General features: G+C 40.3%; 16 protein-coding genes, 2 pseudogenes and 1 riboswitch. Of the genes and pseudogenes, 7 read left to right on the top strand and 11 right to left on the bottom strand.

Annotated elements, in window-relative coordinates; translation table 11 throughout:
- The first annotated feature begins 280 nt into the window (after positions 1 to 280).
- Positions 281 to 1639 carry a sensor histidine kinase gene (locus H6G74_RS26555; RefSeq protein WP_190970491.1) on the top strand — a complete coding sequence of 453 codons (1359 nt, stop codon included), beginning with the start codon at positions 281 to 283 and terminating at the stop codon, positions 1637 to 1639.
- Between the two features lie 143 nt (positions 1640 to 1782).
- Here the strand turns inward: H6G74_RS26555 and H6G74_RS31400 are convergent, their stop codons facing one another.
- The 7 genes and pseudogenes from H6G74_RS31400 to H6G74_RS26520 all read right to left on the bottom strand — a co-directional run bounded on the left by H6G74_RS31400 (position 1783) and on the right by H6G74_RS26520 (position 9262).
- Positions 1783 to 3156 carry a DUF2808 domain-containing protein gene (locus tag H6G74_RS31400; protein ID WP_242051354.1) on the bottom strand — a complete coding sequence of 458 codons (1374 nt, stop codon included), beginning with the start codon at positions 3154 to 3156 and terminating at the stop codon, positions 1783 to 1785.
- A gap of 163 nt (positions 3157 to 3319) precedes the next feature.
- Positions 3320 to 3769, bottom strand: a pseudogene (locus tag H6G74_RS31395) (DUF2808 domain-containing protein); the annotation flags it as partial.
- A gap of 144 nt (positions 3770 to 3913) precedes the next feature.
- A pseudogene (locus H6G74_RS31390) lies at positions 3914 to 4687 on the bottom strand (caspase family protein); the annotation flags it as partial.
- 200 nt (positions 4688 to 4887) lie between these two features.
- Positions 4888 to 6381: a glycosyl hydrolase family 57 gene (locus H6G74_RS26535; RefSeq protein WP_190970490.1), complete on the bottom strand. Its 1494-nt coding sequence runs from the start codon at positions 6379 to 6381 to the stop codon at positions 4888 to 4890.
- 77 nt (positions 6382 to 6458) lie between these two features.
- Positions 6459 to 7334 (bottom strand): SDR family NAD(P)-dependent oxidoreductase, encoded by an 876-nt coding sequence (locus H6G74_RS26530; RefSeq protein WP_190970489.1) that lies wholly within the window; start codon positions 7332 to 7334, stop codon positions 6459 to 6461.
- A gap of 860 nt (positions 7335 to 8194) precedes the next feature.
- Positions 8195 to 8728: a helix-hairpin-helix domain-containing protein gene (locus H6G74_RS26525; protein WP_190970501.1), complete on the bottom strand. Its 534-nt coding sequence runs from the start codon at positions 8726 to 8728 to the stop codon at positions 8195 to 8197.
- Positions 8729 to 8887: 159 nt separating this feature from the next.
- Positions 8888 to 9262: an NINE protein gene (locus H6G74_RS26520; RefSeq protein ID WP_062291837.1), complete on the bottom strand. Its 375-nt coding sequence runs from the start codon at positions 9260 to 9262 to the stop codon at positions 8888 to 8890.
- Positions 9263 to 9800: 538 nt separating this feature from the next.
- Here H6G74_RS26520 and H6G74_RS26515 point away from each other — a divergent pair.
- Both H6G74_RS26515 and H6G74_RS26510 read left to right on the top strand, forming a co-directional pair.
- Positions 9801 to 10025: a DUF433 domain-containing protein gene (locus H6G74_RS26515; RefSeq protein WP_190970488.1), complete on the top strand. Its 225-nt coding sequence runs from the start codon at positions 9801 to 9803 to the stop codon at positions 10023 to 10025.
- The gene (locus H6G74_RS26510) at positions 10022 to 10300 is read left to right on the top strand and encodes a DUF5615 family PIN-like protein (protein WP_190970487.1); all 279 of its coding nucleotides are present in this window, start codon (positions 10022 to 10024) and stop codon (positions 10298 to 10300) included. Before H6G74_RS26515 ends, H6G74_RS26510 begins: the two co-directional genes overlap by 4 nt.
- A gap of 121 nt (positions 10301 to 10421) precedes the next feature.
- Here H6G74_RS26510 and H6G74_RS26505 read toward each other — a convergent pair whose 3' ends face one another.
- From H6G74_RS26505 to H6G74_RS26490, 4 genes are all read right to left on the bottom strand, one after another.
- On the bottom strand, positions 10422 to 11126 hold the full coding sequence (locus H6G74_RS26505) for a DUF4058 family protein (RefSeq protein WP_190970486.1): 705 nt from the start codon (positions 11124 to 11126) through the stop codon (positions 10422 to 10424).
- A 60-nt stretch (positions 11127 to 11186) separates the two neighbouring features.
- A complete protein-coding gene (locus H6G74_RS26500; RefSeq protein ID WP_190970485.1) occupies positions 11187 to 12080 on the bottom strand; it encodes a hypothetical protein in 894 nt (297 codons plus the stop codon).
- A 145-nt stretch (positions 12081 to 12225) separates the two neighbouring features.
- Positions 12226 to 13599 (bottom strand): phosphomethylpyrimidine synthase, encoded by a 1374-nt coding sequence (gene thiC / locus H6G74_RS26495; protein ID WP_190970484.1) that lies wholly within the window; start codon positions 13597 to 13599, stop codon positions 12226 to 12228.
- Positions 13600 to 13606: 7 nt separating this feature from the next.
- Positions 13607 to 13703: riboswitch (TPP riboswitch) on the bottom strand.
- A gap of 122 nt (positions 13704 to 13825) precedes the next feature.
- Positions 13826 to 14698: a phosphodiester glycosidase family protein gene (locus H6G74_RS26490; protein ID WP_190970500.1), complete on the bottom strand. Its 873-nt coding sequence runs from the start codon at positions 14696 to 14698 to the stop codon at positions 13826 to 13828.
- 120 nt (positions 14699 to 14818) lie between these two features.
- On the opposite strand from H6G74_RS26490, the gene H6G74_RS26485 reads away from it, so the two are divergent.
- The 4 genes from H6G74_RS26485 (at position 14819) to H6G74_RS26470 (ending at position 20500) form a co-directional block, all read left to right on the top strand.
- Complete coding sequence (locus tag H6G74_RS26485; RefSeq protein WP_190970483.1) at positions 14819 to 15436, top strand: rRNA large subunit pseudouridine synthase E; 618 nt, start codon at positions 14819 to 14821, stop codon at positions 15434 to 15436.
- A gap of 191 nt (positions 15437 to 15627) precedes the next feature.
- A complete protein-coding gene (locus H6G74_RS26480; RefSeq protein ID WP_190970499.1) occupies positions 15628 to 16920 on the top strand; it encodes a PAS domain-containing sensor histidine kinase in 1293 nt (430 codons plus the stop codon).
- A 243-nt stretch (positions 16921 to 17163) separates the two neighbouring features.
- Positions 17164 to 19152, top strand: coding sequence for a serine/threonine phosphatase (locus H6G74_RS26475; RefSeq protein ID WP_190970482.1), 1989 nt, complete (start codon positions 17164 to 17166; stop codon positions 19150 to 19152).
- An 88-nt stretch (positions 19153 to 19240) separates the two neighbouring features.
- Positions 19241 to 20500: a protein kinase domain-containing protein gene (locus tag H6G74_RS26470; protein WP_190970481.1), complete on the top strand. Its 1260-nt coding sequence runs from the start codon at positions 19241 to 19243 to the stop codon at positions 20498 to 20500.
- Positions 20501 to 20503 lie beyond the last annotated feature (3 nt).

Below are 20503 nucleotides of genomic sequence, written 5' to 3'. Positions count from 1 at the left end.
AAATCTGGCAAATTCTCATTTTTGTTATTATTATTTAATATTTTGATGAATTAAGTTGTTTAAATTATCCTTCTGTTAATAAAATAAGGATCTAAGTCAGTTAAGACAAACAAAGCTAACGCACGAAGTTCGCTAAGTTCCTATTAATTAGGGTTTTCGATATGTTTAACTTGCGTCACATCGTTATTATTGATAGCTGCATACTTACTGAATAGACTTTAAAATCTCAGCTTTTTACTTATTAATTAGTTGTTAAAATTCATATATCTCAGGGTTGCCAGTGTCATCAGAATTAACTGCTTTAATTTCACCACCAATTTTATCTATTGCCAGTAATAACTATCTCAGTTTAGAGTCAAATCTCCAAGAATTATCTACGTACCACTTTGCTGTAGATATTAGTTGTACCTGCACTGAAGTAGCTAATTTTTTAGAAAAATACCCGCGCTTACCAGGAGTAGTCTTACTAGAACGGGGAAAATTCTTGGGGATGATTTCGCGGCGACGTATCCTAGAATTTCTCATTCGCCCTTTTGGGCAAGAGTTATTTGCCAAAGCCAATCTCAACGAGCTTTATAGCTATGCACGTACAGAAATTTTGCTGCTACCAGAGACGACAACGATTTTAACAGCAATGCAGCATACGCTCAAGCGATCGCCTGAACTTTTTACTGAACCTATTGTTGTCAAAACAGAAACAAATACTTATAAATTATTAGATATTCATGACTTAAATTTAGCAGCTTGGCAAATTCGTGGTATTGAAACTCAAGTACGCTACGAACGTAGTCAAGCCCAAATGATTCAAAATGATAAAATGGCGCGTCTAGGGCGTTTAGTGGACGGCGTAGCCCATGAAATTTTAGATCCCGTAGGTTTTATTTGGGGTAATTTAACTTACATCTCAAAATATAGTCAAGACTTGCTTAAGCTGATAGCTGCTTACGCCGAAGCTTTACCTGAAGGTTCAGCAGCTATTAATTATCTCAAAGACGAAATTGAATTTGATTTTTTAGAAGAAGATTTATCCAAAGCTTTAGCCAGCGCCCACACCGGTGCAGAAAGATTAAAAAAACTCGTCACTAGTTTACAAAATTTCTGCCATATTGATGAAATTTATCCCAAACCAGTAGATATTAATGCTTGTATAGATGGGATTGTTTTGCTGTTAAAAAGTCGTTTAAAAGGCGAAGTTGAAATAGTCAAGAAATATGGCAAAATTCCACCCGTTCCTTGTTTTATGGGACAACTGCACCAAGTATTAATGAATATTTTTAGTCAAACTGTAAACGGCTTATTAGATGAAGCTGTACGCCAACAATTTCAACAAGCATCTTGCCCTGACAAAAATCAACCCCAAATTATTATTACTACAGCCGTTGTTTCTCAAGCACCAACTCACCCAAACGCCCCGGATTCTCGTTGGGTTTGTATTAGCATCGTTGATAATAGCCCCGGAATGTCGGAAGAATCGCAAAAACAAATTCTCGATTCTTTTTCAACGGAAAAACGGGCTGATGTGGAAACTAGTTTAGGCGTTAGTTACCGAATTATTACCGCCAGACATGGCGGTAAATTAGATTTTCGTTCCCAAGAAGGTGTAGGTTCAGAATTTAAAATACTTTTGCCGTTGGTGTAGAGTATATTGATCAGAATGAAATAAAAAACATAGAGAAAATTATTAATCAAAATCCACGAATTAGTATTATACCAAATTGAAGAATGATTGCGACAAATGGATTGCTCAAAAGCTTACCAGTAAACCGTTTCTCAATCCAAAATCTAAAATCTAAAATCCAAAATGGTATTAGATTTAGTGATAAAATTGAATTTACCAAAGCCAAGAAATTGACCATTGCCTGTTTCTCCCATTGGAAATGCTGTAACTCCAAAACTATAAACACCACTTTTTTGAGGATTCTGCATAGCTTTTAAAGCAATAGTAATTTCCGTACCAGGAGACACAGCAGGCTCAAAAGTAAATGATACTTTTTGGTTTTTTTCGTCGCTGCTAATATCTTTTAATTCTAGTTTTTCTCCTTGCTGAGAACGTGTCCCTTTAAAAGCAACACTCTCGTTGAGATTGAAGCGAATATATTCTGCACCTTCAGGCTGGTTAATTGTAATTTGTTGCAATGTGGTTCCAGCATTTTTTGGCAAGTGAACTGTAAAGTAATAGGTGGCTCCCAAGTTTTTAATTCGACTATAACTAATAGTTACTTCAACTAGACTCGGTGGTTGGACAAAAGCTGTTGTTCCTGGTGAAATTGGTGGAGTCGGAGGAGATGCTGGAGGTGTAGGAGGTGGTAAATTGTCTCTTTTACTATCATCATTTGTCCGATTGAAAGCAAAAGAACCAACCAAAGACGAAGATTCCCAAGGTGTTTGTTTGCCGTCAGTTGTTTGGAGTACATCAGCCCGCACTTGTTTAAACATTTGCTCCACATCTAGATTAGGAGCTTTCAGGCTGCGTAACAAAGCTGTAGTGTAGGGGCTGTTGCGCCCATCTCCATCTAAGGCAACTTTTCCAGGTGCAGTAGAATAAGCAATGAGTGTACCTTTAACAGATTGTATTGGTGCTGCTAAACCGCGTTGTAGAGAACGCCATTGACGAGAAAAGGGATTATTTCGACAGGCATCTAAAATAATAAAATTAGCATCGTTAGCTGCATCTTCCATCACATTCAGAACTCTACCCATCGCCATCGCTTCGTAACGTACATCTTGTTCCCGTTCTAGCCGCGCATTGACTGGTATTAAATAATTTTCTCCGTCTACCTGTAGTCCGTGACCTGCATAGTAAAAGAGTCCGATTCCTCCCTGACGCAAACGGCGATTAAAGCTTTCAAGTGCTTCTTCCATTTGTCGCAAATCTGCATCTTTGAGGAATATGACATCAAATCCCAATTGCTGTAAGGAGTTAGCAATATCTGTCGCATCGTTGACAGGATTAGCTAATGTGTCTGCTGATGTGTAATTGGAATTGCCAATAATCAGTGCAGTGCGGTGTTGACGTTGTGCAAGGATAGGATTTTGGGCAATGGCTTTGGCTGCGATCGCTCCGTTTATCTTTATCCTTGGGTGAGCTAAACTAGACGTTAATGGTAATACTAATGCCGCAGTTCCTAACAATAGTTGCCATTTGTGCCACAACATTTTATTACTCAGTATTTTTATTTAAATTCAAATTAAATTATTTGTAACAATTTTAATTCAAATTAAGTAATTATTTGAAGAAGATTTAATTAAGTTTACAAGTAAACCTTTAAGGTAAGCTGAACATACCTACACAAACAATATTTGATTATTTCTCCTTAAATTAAATATGTTGATAAAACTGTAATCTGCCAAAACCTAAAAATTGACCGTGAGGTTTTTCTCCCATTGGCAATGCGGTCACACCAAAGAGATAAACACCACCTCTTTGGGGATTTTGTTGGGCTTTTAAACCAATGGTAATTTTTGTCCCAGGTGAAACTGGCGGATCAAAAGTAAAAGATACTGTTTGGGTTTTGCGATCGCTGCTAATATCTTTTAGTTGCAGTTTTTCACCTTTTTGAGAACGCCCCCCTTTAAAGGTGGAAGTTTCTTTGAGATGAAAACGGATATATTCTGAACCTTCTCGCTGGTTAATTGTAATTTTTTGGAGAGATGTCCCCGCACCTTCTGGTAGATTAACTGTAAAGTAATAAGTTGCGCCTAAAGCTTTGGCTTGATTGTCGTCTGTTGTGACTTCTACTAAACTCGGCTGTTGAGCAAAATATGTTGTTTTGGGTGAAGTCAAAGGCTGCGGAGTCGGCGGGGTGGTGATGATTTCTTGATTGCGCGGTGATTGAGGTGTTGTAACAGAAGATGTCATATTATTTCTGTTACTATCATTGGTTAAATTAAAAGCAAAAGAACCAATTAAAGAAGAAGATTCCCAAGGTGTTTGTTTGCCATTAGTTGTATTGAGAACATCCGCCCTTACTTGTTTAAACATTTGCTCCACATCTAAATTTGGAACCTTCATATTGCGTAACAAAGCTGTAGTGTAGGGGCTATTGCGTCCATCGCCATCAAAAGCAACTGTTCCTGGTGCAGTGGAATAAGCAATGAGTGTGCCTTTAACAGATTGTATTGGTGCTGCTAACCCACGTTGGAGCGATCGCCATTGCCGCGCGAAGGGATTATTTCTACAAGCATCTAAAATAATAAAATTGACATCGTTATTTGCATCTTCCATCACATTCAGAACTTTACCCATCGCCATTGCTTCATAACGCACATCTTGTTCTCTTTCTAGTCGCGCATTGACTGGTATTAAATAGTTTTCTCCATCTACTTGCACTCCATGACCAGCAAAGTAAAATAATCCTACTCCTCCTTGACGTAATTGGCGATTAAACTTTCCGATGGCTTCTTCCATCTGTCTTAAATCTGCATCTTTGAGGAGAGTCACATCAAAGCCTAATTGGCGTAGAGAATTAGCAATATCTGTCGCATCGTTGACAGGATTAACTAATGTATCGGCTGATTTATAATTGGAATTACCAATAATGAGTGCTGTACGATGTTGGCGTTGTACTGGAATAGAATTTTGAGCGATCGCTTGCTTTATCTCTATCCTTGGGTGAGCGACACTAAACGTTAATGGCAATACTAATACCGCAGTTCCTAATAATAGTTGCCATTTGTGCCACAACATTTTGTTACTCAATATTTTTATCTAAATTCAAATTAAATTATTTGCACTAATTTTAATTCACCTTAAATAATCATTTGAATAACATTTAATTAAATTTACAAGCCCCGACGAATGGAATTCGCGGCTATAAAAACGTAGACGCACTGCTTCACCGCTTGCGCGTCTACGATATTACAGCACTTGTGCGTAAGTTCCAGAGTTTAAAAATTTGTGTGCAGTAAAGCTTCTCCTTGTTGATAAATTGCTTTAGCATAATCTGTCCAAGCACCTTGTCCCCAATAGCGAAAACAGCTAGTTTGCAGCAATAAGTTATAGAGTAATGCCTGCCGATATTGGGATTGTTTAGTAATTACACCAGACTCATCGTTGACTAAAAATTTATCTGTCTTTTCATGAAATAAACTGCTGAGTTTATTCATAGGAGATAATACATTTTCATATCCTTTTACCCAACTAATATGATTTGTCCAAGAAGCACCATCTACATGAAAGTGAGGATTACTTTGCTTTAATTCTTGGATGGCATTTTCCACAGCTTCGGGGTGATAATTATCGGATGCAACTCTTTGCCAAATGAGATGCTGTCCTACTGGCTGACAAGTTGGATAATCTTCGGGGTTACAACCTGCGGCTGTAATTAACTCTAAATATTCTGTACCGCACACTCCGACAACGCCAGATTTACCACCGCCATGATTAACCATATCCCACCAAGCTTGTTTGAAAGCACTGGGAAATTCATTCATCATCACGCCGCCATTTTCACCATCACCAATTTGACTGACTATCGGTGGTACTAATACATTACCTATTTGTTGTTTGGAGAGTGTTTTAGCTTCGTAGTAGGGCTGCATTTGAGCAACTAATTTTGTATCAGAACCTTGAGTTTTAATTAAGGCTGTAATACTAATTGTTTCACCTTGAGAATTACGCGCTATTAAACGGTGTGGTAAGTGTTTATATCTTAGAGGTTCACCGTTGATTGTTTCTACAGAATGTTCTTGGACTAATAACCAACGATAGCCACACTCTTTGAGAGATTTAACAAATTCAAATAAAGTATCAGGGTGATTTGGTAAGTGCATTTCTGGCGGTGAAAATCCTTTGACTCTTGCCAATGCTTCCCAGCCAAAAATAGCAGCAAAATGTTGTTGCCAAGCTAAAATATGCAATTTAATATCGGGTATTGGTGTGGAAGGAACAACAGCATGACTCCACATTGTTCCTAACCATTCAACATAAGGTTGATATTTGGAATCGCAAGTAATTTTTTTGAGGTTGTCGAGGATGTCGTTGCGTCCCATTTGATGTAATCCCCACAACAAATTGCCAGAATAATCTAACATGACGCGGGGATTGCAACCTTGGCTGACAAGTTCAGGAATGAAATCACCCATCCGGCTATAGCAATAAGCAAAAGGCGCGGCGTTGTGGTTGTCGCCTTCGTGGGGATGTTCAAACATATATTGCAGATTGCTGATCAGTCCGCCGTTGTATCCTGCGGGGATAGTCGGCTGGTGCATGTGCAAAGCGATCGCAAATACCGCATTAACATCCTCTAACCTGAGATTGGTTGAAGATAAAAAAACAGGTTCGTTGTGGTTCACAACCGCAAGAACTTCTTTCTCCCAACCAGAAATATTTGGTAAGCCATCAACGATTTCTGGCGGGAGAGTCGTAGGAAAGGAAATCATAAGTGTGAGGAATAAAACTTTTCATCCCTCATACTGTATCTTTATTGTTGCAGTAGGCGATCGCGTCCCAGAATCTTTTAAGACTTACGTGCAGATGCTAAGGGAGTCACGTTTCTAGATAGCAAAACATCACAGAAACGATTGATTCTGGTCAATAAGTTGGGTCTTTCTGCAATTGGCTGCTGTTTTGGCGGTGTGGCAATTTTTAAAATCAACTCTAACAGCCAAGGGGCGAGGCGTTGACACCACACAGCTAAATGACTTTGCCATCCGACTAAAATTTCTGGTGCATCATTCTGCAATCCGACTATCAATGCTTGCGCTACTTGTTGGGGTGTCATGGGAACTACCCAACGGAATAGTTGCAAGTCACGCACCATATCTGTGTCGGTGAGAGAAGGTAATAAGGCTTTGACTTGAATATTGTACTCGGCTAATTCTTGACGCAAGGCTTGGGTAAATCCTAAGATGGCAAATTTTGTAGCTGAATATGTTGCCATTGTTGGTGCAGCGACTTTCCCCATTAAACTAGAGACGTTAACAATTGTCCCCTGTTTTTGGCTGGCCATGCGTCGGGCTATCAAACTGGTGAGGGTGTACATTCCCAACAAATTCACCGAGAGTTCTTCTTGGAGTTGGGGAAGTTTGGAACGCAAGAATGAGGTTTGATAAGCAACACCAGCACAATTCACTAGCAGATGAATCGGGCCATGATTGCGCCACAATTGAGCTACAGCAATATTTACATCTGTAGCGCGGGTTAAATCTAACGGGATAACGACGGCTTCTGTTCCCATCGCCGTAATTTCTTGGGCGACTTGGGTTAACTTTTGGCGATCGCGTGCTACTAAAATTAATTTTTTCATCCCTTGTTGTGCCAGGGCAAGGGCGATCGCTTTGCCAATACCGCGAGAAGCCCCCGTAATTAGAGCAACATTACCTTGAATCTTCATCGGTTTTTATCTCCAGAATTTAAGTCTTATCCTGCGTTTTGTGTTTGTAAATAGACGCAATTACGGTTCCTAATTTTCCGCAGGTAAGACAAATCATCTATCCTTGTTGACTTCAGAAGAAAACTCAGCTATTTGCAATGGAGATTTTTGGTTTAATCCGCATTGCAGAAATCTTCTGACTTGAAAGTGCTGAGTAAAAATCTTAGTACCTATCTTTCTTTTTCCTTTTAACTTTTGCCTTGTTGTACTAGTCCCTTTTCTATGCAAGGCTTCAAAACTTCATCAATACTTCCAGCAATTGGCTGAATGGATATGGCTCATAATTTTTACCTCTTTTCGATTCAGAGCATTGATCAGCAGCGTTGCTAAACACACGTTAACAACAAAATCAAGTATCAGCAATATTTTTTAATAAGAATTTCTTAACACTTTGTAACCAAGATGATATATATATCAAATATTTTGGGAAATAAGTTTTTATGAATCATCCTAGATAAATATCATCATTTCTTGACAATTAGTGATAAAGTCCCTAGAGTCAAGAAAATAAATCACCAATTGTTAGCAATATAGAAGAAGCTGATATGGGTAAACAGACATAATAAAGACACAAAAAAGTCATATACTAGAAAATAGGAGATAAGCTCAAAAGTCTCTTGGTATAAGTGTTTGATGATTAGTTTTATCTTAATCTAGCTGGCAATGGCTATTAAAATTATTATCCCTGCCTCATAGAATAAAACAGGGATCAATGATTTCCTAAAAGGGATCTTTTAATTAATAAATAATTTGATAAAGCTGTGTATGCTTACTGAATTTAGTCCAGAAATAGCAGATGACCAAGAGCAACCCACGATGAATTAAAACCGCAAAAAATACATTAATTGCGCGATCGCTTCCGCAGATAACTGCAACCTTTGTTGAAAATCAGCAATATTACGATATAGTCCATAAGCTTGGCGATTTTCCACCACTGCTTGAGCCAGGGACAAATCAATCAATGGCGTTTGCGCCAACATCTCGACTGTAGCGGTGTTGGGATTAACCAAATGATTTGTATGCACCAAAGATTCATTGTCGTAATAAACGAAATGCAGCAGTGGTTCTAATGGCTTGAGACGCTGCACAGGTAAACTCAAAGCTGCGGCAATATCTTCGATACAGTAAAATTTAACCCCAGAACGAGAAAGTTCGACAAGCGATCGCGCTTGGTGAATCGACAAACCCGGTAAGCGCAACCAATCATCCACCGTTGCTTGATTCACATCAATCCGAATACCCAATTGCGCCGCTATTTGAATTTCTTCACCAGACTGCAACCGATAGTAAGGATCATTCAGCAATTTGGCGCGGAGTTTTTGTAACTTAAAGTTTAGAGGTAGCCAGTTGTGCATCATGTTTGCTTACGTAAACAGTATCCCGAAGCCAGAAATCAGTAATCAGAATGGCTACACAAAGGTTTTACAACTTTCAGACGCTTGTTATTTCTATTTTCTTGTAAAAGCGCCCAAATTATTCTGAATTCTGACTCCTGAATTCTCAATTCTTTTGTATCAAGAAATTTGGTCTAGTAGCTGACGACGCTTTTGCTCAAATTCATATTCCGAAATCAAACCATCTTGACGCAGTGCATCAAGTTCGCGCAAAGCATTCGCCACCGTTTCTACCTGATTACTGGCTGATTGCGAAAACTTGACAGCCGACTTACCCTGATTAAAATTCCGGTCAAAAGCTTCCTCATCTAAGGCTAAATACCACACACCTTCAATTGCACTAGCCACTTTGGGGATTGGTGTCCAAGAAAGCAGCACATATAAAATCCCCCACAACGGCTGACCTAAATAGAACTTGTGTAATCCTGAGACGGTGAGCGTACCAGAAAAAGCGAGAATAGCAGCGATACTGCGGCTTTTGCGTTTTACCAACATATTTATTATAAAGTTACCACTATCACAGTTAGGTCAATTAAACAGCGATCGTAGCAAAATACCTACATAAATTCAGTATCATATCGTCTTTAGAGATAAGCAAAATCCAGCCCTATCCTGATGCTATATTAGGATATTTCGGCTGTATGGGTGTTGAGGGTGAGAGTAAAGGCGATCGTGAAGCTGTATTTCAGCCAAAATTTTTAGCATACTTGGAATACTAAGTGTTAAAAATCAGCCTGGAGTTCATAATTATTATGCTCATCGAGATTTCATTAGAATAAGGTGCTAGAGATTTATAAAATCTTTGTCATCAAATTATTGAAACTAGCGAAGTAATCAAAATTAGACATTCTGAAGAGCTTATAAACAAATTATGATAAGATATTTTCTAATGATTAAGTAAGTCGATGCAATAAAACCAAACTATGTAAAGAAAAGTAAATAAAGCTCAAACGCTTTCTCCCCCTGCTCCCTGCCCCCTGCCTTATTCCAACAATAATTATTTACACCGACCTACTTAAACAAAATTAACTTAATGAATGAATTATTGACTCGTATTACACAAATTCCAGGTCAATGTGGGGGTCGTCCTTGCATTCGAGGTATGAGGATTAGAGTCAGTGACATTTTAGAAATGTTAGCGGAAAATGTTACCATTAGTGAGATTTTAGAAGATTTTCCCGATTTAGAAACAGAAGATATTCAAGCTTGCCTTTTGTTTGCTGCACGGCGTACTGATTTTGTGCGGTTAACAGCATGAAAATTTGGCTTGATGCTCAGTTACCGCCAGCATTAGCAAGTTGGATAACAAATACGTTTGCTATTGAAGTTTTATCTTTAAGAGATATAGGGCTACGTGACGCTAAAGATATCGATATTTTTGAAGCTGCAAGAATCGCTCCACAAATTCTTTGGCTGACTTGCGGAAATGTCACTAACCGTAATTTGCGTCAAATTTTGACAATTACCTTACCTGATGCACTGGAAAAATTACGCCAGGGCGAAATAATTGTGGAAATAAGCAATAGTCAGTAAACAATTACAGCCTTTCCTAGTCTGCTGAAGTACAAATTTATCTGCGTCCATCTGCGTTCATCTGCGGTTAATTATTCTTCTCTGTATCTCACTAGAGTAAGAAACGCTATATCTACAAATCCTAAGCAGTGTAAATGGTAATTCGCTGTTCTCGACAAGTACGCTCATAAATGTTATCTAATTCTACGGGTAAGCAGATTTCACCATGTAACCACAACGGCAAAGTCGGTAGCCGACAACCCACAGTCAATTTTTCCTCCCAAATATCAATTTTATACTGTTCATTTAGCTGGATAGGTCGATAAGCTGTAGCGTAAAGTTCAGCATTGAACAGAGATACATTGCTTTCTGTAATACGTGTTAATAATTCATTGTGGAGATTGGTCTTACGTTCAGTCACAACATCAACAATAACTAAACCAATTCCCTGCCGTAAATAACTTTCACACTTAGAAATAAAAGCGTTACGATGAGTAGCACGGTCTTTATTCGCAGGACTGACTAATTCTATTGCGCCTGCTAAAACAGGGCCAGCCTCAGTATTAAATATATTTATTTCGACTGTTTCATCTGTTGGTATAAATGCTATTGTTTTACTTGGTGGCGGAGGCATCCAAATATTAGCTGAATCTCTTGATTCCTGCCATGACTCTTCAAACGCAGCTATATCAATTTCAATCCCAAATTGTACATTTGGTTCCGCAAAGTAGCCTTCTGGTAATTTAGAGTTCAAATCAGAAGCAATATAAGTTGCCCAAGCGTTATGAAATGCGTGCCAGTGACGGCGGACAGACAGTGGTGGACGAAAATGATCTTGCAGAATCATTGTTTATAGATTACTAATTTGAGGGCTATAAACTCCAAACAAATTACTTATGATATATGTCTAAATTTCCTCTTTACTCAGTCTTTGCAACAATTCCTCACGCGATAAATTACTCAAAGAAAGAAGTAACTGAGTCCGTTCTGCAACCGGAATTTGGGCAATCTTTCCTACCAAAACAGATAATTCAGAATCTAAAGTACCAAAGCGTGCTTCTAGAAGAGAAGCTATCATTGAAAATCGTTCTTCTTGCTTCCACTCTTCCCGTTGTTGTAAATAAGCTGGTGATAAGTTCATAATCACTTCCTGTTCTTCTCTAGTTAAATTATCTCTCAACTCTAAGTTTTTACGCCAGTCTGCTAAAATTTCTAACAAATTCTCTCTAAAAGGGTTCTGTTCTGGTAACTCCGTTAACTCTTCTACTGCTCTTTTTTGTGTTCCTCCTTTCCCCAAAACCCTCAACCATAAGGTATCTGCATTTTCTGGTAATTGATGAATAACAACTATTGCGGTTTTTAGAATATTTGGCAGAAAATAAACACCTTTCACCCAATTTTCTAAAATTTCAGTCGCACCTAATCCGGCAATCATCCGAGATGAAAACGTTGGTGTTAAAATCCATAAAATTGGTAACTCTAATTCAACAATATTTCTGCTTTCTCGTTTTGCTTTTCTGATTACATCACCATGAACAGCATATAATTTTAGTAAACAACTACGAATTTCTACTTCAGATGGTGGGTTGCGAAAAGGTTCAAATAAACACTGAGTTGTTGCCATTTTTCCTAATAAACCCAAAGGTAAATTGTTTTTGGGTGAATGAGAAAATGGCTCAAACCAAACATCAATTTCCTGAACTTCACTTTTAACTTTTTCGCTGTTTTTAATTGTTCCTAGACCTGTTAATAATTCTTCTAAATATTCTTTAGCAAATTGGTCATGAACTTGACGAGTCATTGAAGTAAATAATATTTTTATATTAAGTATGTAGTTCTAAAAGCGATCGCTTGGCAACTCCAATAAATTCTGGATGTGGGCTTGAAACCCTTGGAAAACATCGTTACTAGGTTCAACCCAATAACGATGTTTCACGAAAATTATCTTAACCTTGTACTACAGCTTCTTTAGCCAGAAACTTCTCTAGTTCAGTCAACGCATCAGCATCAACTTTGGTTTGCATAGGACAGAACTTCGGCCCACACATTGAACAAAACTCAGCAGTTTTATAGATGTCTGCGGGTAAAGTCTCGTCGTGATATTCCTTCGCTCTTTCGGGGTCGAGGGATAATTCAAACTGACGGTTCCAGTCGAAGTTGTAACGAGCTTTGGAGAGTTCGTCGTCTCTGTCTCTTGCACCTGGGCGATGTCTGGCGATATCGGCGGCGTGGGCTGCTATTTTGTAAGCAATTAACCCATTACGAACATCTTCTGCATTCGGTAAACCTAAATGTTCTTTGGGTGTGACGTAGCACAGCATTGCTGTACCATACCAGCCAGCCATTGCTGCGCCAATAGCAGAGGTGATGTGGTCATAGCCAGGAGCAATATCTGTTACCAATGGCCCCAACACATAGAATGGTGCTTCGGAACACTCTTCCATTTGCTTGCGGACATTAAATTCAATTTGATCCATTGGGACGTGTCCAGGCCCTTCTACCATCACCTGTACATTGTGTTCCCAGGCTTTGCGCGTTAACTGTCCGAGGGTTTTTAATTCTGCCAATTGTGCAGCGTCGGAAGCATCATGGGTACAGCCAGGGCGCAGAGAATCACCTAAGCTGAAGGAAACATCATATTTCTTGAAAATTTCAATGATGTCGTGGAAGTGGGTGTAAAGCGGGTTTTGTTTGTGGTGATGCAACATCCACCGTGCCAAAATACCACCACCACGAGAAACTATTCCTGTGATGCGGCTTCTAACCAAAGGTAAATGTTCCATTAAGATGCCAGCATGGATGGTTTGATAGTCTACCCCTTGCTGGGCGTGTTTTTCGATGACATGGAGGAAGTCGTCGGCAGTGAGGTTTTCAATTCTGCCGTGGACGCTTTCTAATGCTTGGTAGACTGGAACTGTACCAATGGGAACGGGTGAAGCGTTAATAATCGCGGTACGAATTTCATCTAAGTTACCGCCACCTGTGGACAAGTCCATCACGGTGTCAGCGCCATATTTCACCGCCAGCTTTAATTTGTCTACTTCTTCTTGAAGGTTAGAGGAGTTGGGTGAAGCACCGATGTTGGCATTGACCTTACATTTAGAAGCAATGCCAATAGCCATCGGCTCTAGATTGGTGTGATTAATGTTCGCTGGGATAATCATCCGCCCCCGTGCTACTTCCTCACGAATCAGGTCAGCAGGAAGATTTTCCCGTTGAGCAACGTAGTGCATTTCTTCGGTGATAACACCCTGACGTGCGTAGTGCATTTGAGTTACATTGCTCTGCCCACGCCGCTTGGCAACCCATTCTTTCCGCATGATTGAAATCCTCAATAAACAGCTTCCCTCCGCTGGTATTACCCAGACTCAGGTGTTAAGGGTGTGATCTCAGCCTGAAATCTCAGGCACCCCTAGCATGGATGTAGATTGTACCATTTTGCTTACGGTTGAGGACAAGGAGGTTAACAATTTATGAGGTGTGGGGGAGTGCGATCGCCTTCTACAATATGTGTATTTATGCTGAGAGCGATCGCACCTCGCCTTGCTAAACACCAGATATTTTCGGGCGATCGCCTTGTTGAAATCTCATCCAATCTTGTTTTAAAGCTGCTGGAGCCGGATTCTTGGCATCATAGACAACAATCACATTTGTTAGGGGTCTGCCAGCCGGGACTAAAATTTTATTGTTTGCTGCTAAAGCTTTGGAAGCACCACCATCTAAATTCATGGCTTCGTGACAGCCGATTGTTTTCATGGCTTGTGCTGTTTGCTGCAAACTTAAGCTACTGTCAAAATTCACCAAAAATAACTTTTTGCGATCGGCGGGAAAACCAATGGCTGTACGTGCGCCTTTACCTAAAACATGAGGATCTTTAAATCCTTCTAGTCCTGGGTTGAGCCAAATTTGTCCCTGTCTTAACAATCGGGGGCCGCAGGTAAGAGAAAACCAATGTTGATGCCATTCTGGTTTACCATCCGCCCGTGCTGTAATCATTTCCGGTTGATTGCCAACTCGCAAACCCAAGGTAGTACCAAAATTTTCCCATTGGCTGTATTTTAAAAATCTACCGCCTGCTACCATATTACCCATCACTGTTTTTTGGGCATTTTTGGCGAAAAAAGTCCCGTTGGCAATCACGGCTGCTCGATAACGAGATACGATTTTGCTAAATTCTTCATCTCCGCTACTTTTCTGCTGTGTATTAGCAAAAGAGGCATTCTTGGCTAAACCAATGGTGATGAAAGTTTGGGGGTCAGTCAGGTCAATAATTGTTTGGTAAAAAGAAATACCGTTTATCTTGGCTTTTTTAATTTGGACGGTTTGAGCCGTGGCGGGGAGATCCCATGTTAATCCTTGAACTAGAGAAGCACCGCCTAGGAACAAGAAAGAACGCCTACAAATCTTAGAGTTCAGCATCATCAACTCATCTTTATCTGGTTTTTATTAAAGTTCCCAAATCTTTGGATAATTTCACTCAATCAACCCTGTTAAGTCTAAATTGAGACTTCTAGGAGTAGCAAAAATCTGTAATATCTAATGAGCAATAGCTTTCGGTATTTAATCTTTCACAAACCTTATGGTGTTCTCAGTCAATTTACGCAGGAAACACCAAACCATAGTACCCTCAAAGATTATATTGATGTGCCTGATGTCTATCCGGTGGGGCGTTTGGATTGGGATAGTGAGGGGTTATTACTGTTGACAAACGATGGTAAATTGCAACATCGGCTTGCTGATCCGCGTTTTGGCCATCAGCGAACTTACTGGGTACAGGTAGAGCGGATTCCCGATCCAGATGCTATAACCAAATTGCAAAGGGGTGTAGAAATTAAAGATTACCGCACTCGCCCTGCCCAAGTGAGGCTGTTAACCGTAGATCCACCAGTGGGCGATCGCAATCCACCGATCAGATTTCGCAAAAATGTACCAACGGCTTGGTTAGAGATGACTTTAACAGAGGGCAAAAATCGTCAGGTACGGCGAATGACGGCGGCTGTGGGGTTTCCCACTTTGCGACTGATTAGGGTGAGCATAGCCCATCTTAATTTAGACGGACTACAACTCGGTCAGTGGCGTGACTTGAGTGCATCGGAACTTAAATTACTACTAAACAAGTCTTCTGAATCTAAAACTAAAAAGTCTCAATTCTCTTAATTAATAAATAGATGTAAATAAACGTGAGAATTAATCTGTGAATGTCAGCTATTCAAGGAAAGCATTAAAAACTGGGAAAGATATTTTTTGCCTGTAATTGGCTAAATTTTGCCAAAAAAAATTATAATAAACTTTTTTTCTTCCCTTTCCCTATTAATGAACGTTAGCCTGTGAGTACAAGTTTAGGTCTTATGAGCTTAAATCAGCGATCGCTCTGGCATCAAACACACACACAACAAGATACCTTGTCAGCTTCTCCGGCTCGCTTGGAACTTGTGCCTGAACGCACCTCGGATTTAGAACTGTACACAGCAGATATGCTGCGGCGTACACAAGCAGAACTCCAGTGGTATCGTAGCCTGTATGAACAGACTCCAGCAATTTACTTGAGTGTGAATGCAGCCGGGATAATTCTTTCTGTCAACCAATTCGGCGCTAACTTGCTGGGTTACAAACCAGAAGAATTAATCAAAACCTCTGTATTTAATTTGCTGGAATTATCAGACAGACAAAGATTATCGGAAACATTCATTGAATTGTTCAGTGCTGTTCACCCCAACCACTCGATCAAGGCGGAATATCGTCTCTACTGTCCTGATAGTGAAATTACCCAGGTGAAAACAACTCTCAAAATTTTACCTGATGGTGAATATCCTGAGAAAAGTCCGGTAATTTTGATGGTGTGTGAACAAGTCAGCCAACCAACTAACCAAACTGCAATGCAGGTACAGTTGGCAGAAATGGAAAGTCTGACTCACCTTAAGGAAGAATTTCTCAGCACAGTTTCTCATGAACTCCGCACACCACTGACAAACATGAAAATGGCAATTCAAATGTTAGGAATTGCACTACAGCCAGAACAAAACTTTTTGCAGGAAATGGCTAAACCGCCAGCCGAACGCTCAAAAGCCGCCCGCTATTTTGCCATTTTAGATAACGAGTGTGAACGGGAAATCAACCTGATTAATAACTTTCTGGATTTGCAACGCTTAGATAGCAACGCTCAACCTTGGGTGCTGGAAACTATTCAAGTCCCACAATGGCTGCGGCGAGTTGTAGAGCTATTTCATGCCCGTAACCGAGGTATCTGCAAGCAAAAAATCCACCTAAGTATAGCTCCGCATCTCCCATCACTGGTTTGTGATCCTTTTAGCCTAGAGCGCATCTTCATCGAACTTCTAACCAATGCCTGCAAATTTAGCCCTCCAGAGTCTGAAATCACTGTTTCTGTGGCATTAAATTGCCAAAATATGCAGTTTCAAGTGATTAATTCGGGTGTAGAAATCCCTAGTTCGGAATTACCCCACATTTTTGACAAATTCTACCGCATTCCCAGTAATGACCCGTGGAAGCAAGGCGGGACAGGCTTAGGATTGGCATTAGTGCAGAAATTAATTAAGCAATTAGAAGGAACAATCGAAGTAGAGAGCGGGTCAAATCGTACTTGTTTTATGGTGCAATTACCATTGCATCGTCAGATATAAAAGGGAGTATAATTATACCAGTTTCTCACTGAAAAATTACTACTCCCCTTAGACAAGCGCAAAATTTATTTGCAGGTATCTGAAATATTTAGCTAAGATGCGTCACAATTAATACTGCCACCAACATTCACTGGTGAAACCACAATCTCTTGTAGGTCTACTGTAGGCAGGGGCAGTTAATTGTGGCACTTTGGATATTAGTGGCTAGAAGCACCTTGGAACGGGAATAAAGGAACTTCCACTATGCTGATTTGCCCTCAGTGTAAATTTGAAAACCCCAATGCTAATAAATTTTGCCAAAACTGTGGCACCTCTCTGACTCATCATGCTTGTCATGAATGTGGTATTGAAGTGCCATTAAATGCCCAAAGTTGCCATAACTGCGGTGCTGAATGTGGGACAGTTTGGTGGGCAATTGTGACAAAAGAAGAAAGCGGGGACTGGGAATTAGGCAGTTGGCAAGATGATCAGGATGATTTACCAACTTTACCTCTTTCCACGGAACATACTGTACCGCTTGCTGCTAGACCTGTGTTGAAAGCTGGTTCTTACATAGATAAAGAACAACGCTATCAACTCCTAGAACCCCTAGCAATCTTTGATGACAATACCCAGCAAACTGAAGTTTGTGTACGAGTTTTAGATTGTCAGCCGTATCAAATATCACCGATTGAAGCAATTTTAGATAATCAAAACCAAGGATTGTTCACTGCAACAGATCCAGAAATTAGTATTCCTAAATTGGCTAAGGCTTACGTACAATTACAGTCAAAATGTCAAATAGAAATACCAGCAATTCACGATGCTTGGCTGGAAGGAAACACCCAGGTTGTCTTAATTGAAGACCGTTCTGATTGGACCCTGTTAATCGACTTGTGGAAAGAAGAGACAACAAGCTCGTTACAAATTTTACATTGGTTCTATCAAATGACTCAACTGTGGGCAGTGTTGGAACCTGTGAAATGTCGCCAAAGTTTGTTGGATTTGTCGAATCTGCGCTTGGATGAAGACCAAACATTGGCTTTGGCAAGATTGTATAGGGAAAGTGAAGCAGAGGCCGATGACATAGCCGAAGACGAAACATTATCACTAACAGAACAGCCGTTTAGTGTAAAAGTTTTGGGGGAAATTTGGCAGGAATTATTTAGACAGTCCCAACGTACGCAGTTTGGTGCTGTATTGCAGATTTTGGAGGATTTAAAACTAGGGAAAATTCAAATGATTGCCCAGTTGCGATCGCGCCTAGAAGCGATCGCCTCAGACCTGGAAACCTCGGCAATTCCTAGTTTTTCGCCAACTGCTCACCAACATCCCACTGCACCCACAGTCATTCAGCTAGAAGATGATCCAGATAAAGACAGTTCTGGAAGAAGCGACGACTTACCCACCATTGTGCTGTCAATGCAATTAAGCAGTCTCGAAGATGTCGGATGCACCGATGTAGGTCGTCAGCGTCAACACAACGAAGACTACTTTGGTATCGACACCAAAATTGAGAAGCTAGAACTTCCCAGAAACCGAGTCTACCAAGCCCGTGGTTTATATATTCTCTGTGATGGGATGGGTGGTCATGCTGGTGGGGAAATAGCTAGTGAATTGGCTGTTAACACTGTCAAACAATACTTCCAAGAATTTTGGCAAAATAACCAGCGCCCAACCGAAGCAAATATGCGCGAAGCTGTTTATTTAGCTAATCAAGCAATTTATCAGCTAAATCAACAAGATGCGCGATCGGGCATTGGGCGGATGGGTACAACTCTGGTCATCTTAGTAATTCAAGATACTGAAGCTGTAGTAGCTCATGTAGGCGATAGTCGTCTCTACCGTTTAACTCGCAAACGCGGACTCGAACAAATCACCATAGACCATGAAGTTGGACAACGGGAAATTGCGCGGGGAGTAGAACCCAGCATAGCGTATGCCCGTCCTGATGCTTACCAATTAACCCAAGCTCTAGGGCCGCGTGACGAAAGCGCCATCTATCCTGATGTAGAATTTTTTGACATTAATGAAGATAGTTTGCTAATTCTCGCCTCTGACGGTTTGTCAGATAATGATTTACTAGAAACCCACTGGAAGACTCATTTGCTTCCTTTATTAAGTTCTGGTGCTAGCTTAGAACGGGGTGTCAACGAATTAATTGAATTGGCAAACCAAAAAAATGGTCATGACAACATTACTGCAATACTTGTGCGGGCTAAAGTCCGACCAAACATGGAAAGTCAAAAGTAAAAAGTAAAAAGTAAAAAGACTTTTACCTTTTTACTTTTAATTTTTAACTTGTTAATTGCTACTCCCTATCTTTTATGCAGGTTTGATTGTGGTTATTGTGACACTGTTAGAACCGCAACACAAAACACCCTTGAAACAGTGGTGCTTTGATAACTCCGCCGTTATTCGCATTGGTCGAGCGGCGGACAATCATGTGGTTTTATCCGATAGTTTGGTTTCCCGACATCATCTAGAACTCAGGCAAGTCAGTACTGATAATAATGAAGAATCTTGGCAGATATATAGCCAAGGTACAAATGGTACGTTTCTCAATGGCATTTTGGTAATTCAAAGTCCTCTACCGCACAATGCAGTTTTACAACTGGCGCAGGGAGGGCCAATACTGCAATTTCAAATTCAGGAGATATTACCAGCGACTAATGCAGAGTCAGAAAAACTGGCTGGATTTGTGTCTGCAAATCAAGACCCTGCTAGGGCTGCTTACACTTGCACCCATGAAGGTAATTCTCCACAAAATTTATTTTGTATTCATTGTGGTCAACCTCTTTCAGTGCAACAGACGATTCGTCAGTATCAGGTGTTGCGAACTTTAGGACAAGGAGGTATGGGAACCACATATTTAGCTTGGGATACAAAGGGCTGGATGAGTGGAAATCCCCAACTTTTGGTCTTAAAGCAAATGAATGCTGATATGGCAAAAATTGCCAAAGCCCAAGAATTATTTGAGCGAGAAGCCAATACGCTGAAATCTCTCCATCATCCAGGTATCCCCAAGTATTATGACTTTTTTGTTGACGGTGGTAAAAAATACTTGGCTATGGAATTAGTACATGGGCAAGATTTAGAAAAACGAGTCCAGATGACTGGGCCTGTAACGCCTAGCCAAGCGATCGCCTGGATGATTCAAACCTGCGAAATTATAGACTATTTGCATAGCCAAGAACCACCACTGATTCATCGTGATATTAAACCCGCTAACCTGATGGTGCGAAATGCCAACAATCACATTGTGGTGCTAGATTTTGGTGCTGTGAAAGAAATTGGCACAACACCAGGTACACGAATTGGTGCAGAAGGTTATTGCGCCCCTGAACAAGAACGGGGACAACCTCTGATTCAATCAGATTTATATGCCATTGGGCCGACACTAATTTTTCTGCTGACTGGGGAAAATCCCTTTAAATTTTTCCGCCAAAAAGGACGAAATTTTCGGTTTGATGTGGCTAACTCTCCCACGATTACACCCCAAATCAGAGAGGTGATTGAACGTGTAACAGAGCCGTTACCACGCGATCGCTATCAAACCGCTAGGGAATTAGCCAATGCTTTAACAGCTTGCAAGGTATAAATT

It is taken from the genome of Nostoc spongiaeforme FACHB-130, from assembly GCF_014698475.1.
GTDB lineage: Bacteria > Cyanobacteriota > Cyanobacteriia > Cyanobacteriales > Nostocaceae > Nostoc_B > Nostoc_B spongiaeforme.
The sequence above is the reverse complement of the archived record's forward strand: the minus strand, read 5'-3'. Positions and strand labels throughout refer to the sequence as shown.

What these genes read in the sequence shown, in the direction of transcription:
- H6G74_RS31400 (WP_242051354.1), bottom strand. Translation starts at nt 3,156, where the DNA reads ATGTTGTGGCACAAATGGCAACTATTGTTAGGAACTGCGGCATTAGTA.
- H6G74_RS26535 (WP_190970490.1), bottom strand. Translation starts at nt 6,381, where the DNA reads ATGATTTCCTTTCCTACGACTCTCCCGCCAGAAATCGTTGATGGCTTA.
- H6G74_RS26530 (WP_190970489.1), bottom strand. Translation starts at nt 7,334, where the DNA reads ATGAAGATTCAAGGTAATGTTGCTCTAATTACGGGGGCTTCTCGCGGT.
- H6G74_RS26525 (WP_190970501.1), bottom strand. Translation starts at nt 8,728, where the DNA reads ATGCACAACTGGCTACCTCTAAACTTTAAGTTACAAAAACTCCGCGCC.
- H6G74_RS26520 (WP_062291837.1), bottom strand. Translation starts at nt 9,262, where the DNA reads ATGTTGGTAAAACGCAAAAGCCGCAGTATCGCTGCTATTCTCGCTTTT.
- H6G74_RS26515 (WP_190970488.1), top strand. Translation starts at nt 9,801, where the DNA reads ATGAATGAATTATTGACTCGTATTACACAAATTCCAGGTCAATGTGGG.
- H6G74_RS26510 (WP_190970487.1), top strand. Translation starts at nt 10,022, where the DNA reads ATGAAAATTTGGCTTGATGCTCAGTTACCGCCAGCATTAGCAAGTTGG.
- H6G74_RS26505 (WP_190970486.1), bottom strand. Translation starts at nt 11,126, where the DNA reads ATGATTCTGCAAGATCATTTTCGTCCACCACTGTCTGTCCGCCGTCAC.
- H6G74_RS26500 (WP_190970485.1), bottom strand. Translation starts at nt 12,080, where the DNA reads ATGACTCGTCAAGTTCATGACCAATTTGCTAAAGAATATTTAGAAGAA.
- thiC (WP_190970484.1), bottom strand. Translation starts at nt 13,599, where the DNA reads ATGCGGAAAGAATGGGTTGCCAAGCGGCGTGGGCAGAGCAATGTAACT.
- H6G74_RS26490 (WP_190970500.1), bottom strand. Translation starts at nt 14,698, where the DNA reads ATGCTGAACTCTAAGATTTGTAGGCGTTCTTTCTTGTTCCTAGGCGGT.
- H6G74_RS26485 (WP_190970483.1), top strand. Translation starts at nt 14,819, where the DNA reads ATGAGCAATAGCTTTCGGTATTTAATCTTTCACAAACCTTATGGTGTT.
- H6G74_RS26480 (WP_190970499.1), top strand. Translation starts at nt 15,628, where the DNA reads ATGAGCTTAAATCAGCGATCGCTCTGGCATCAAACACACACACAACAA.
- H6G74_RS26475 (WP_190970482.1), top strand. Translation starts at nt 17,164, where the DNA reads ATGCTGATTTGCCCTCAGTGTAAATTTGAAAACCCCAATGCTAATAAA.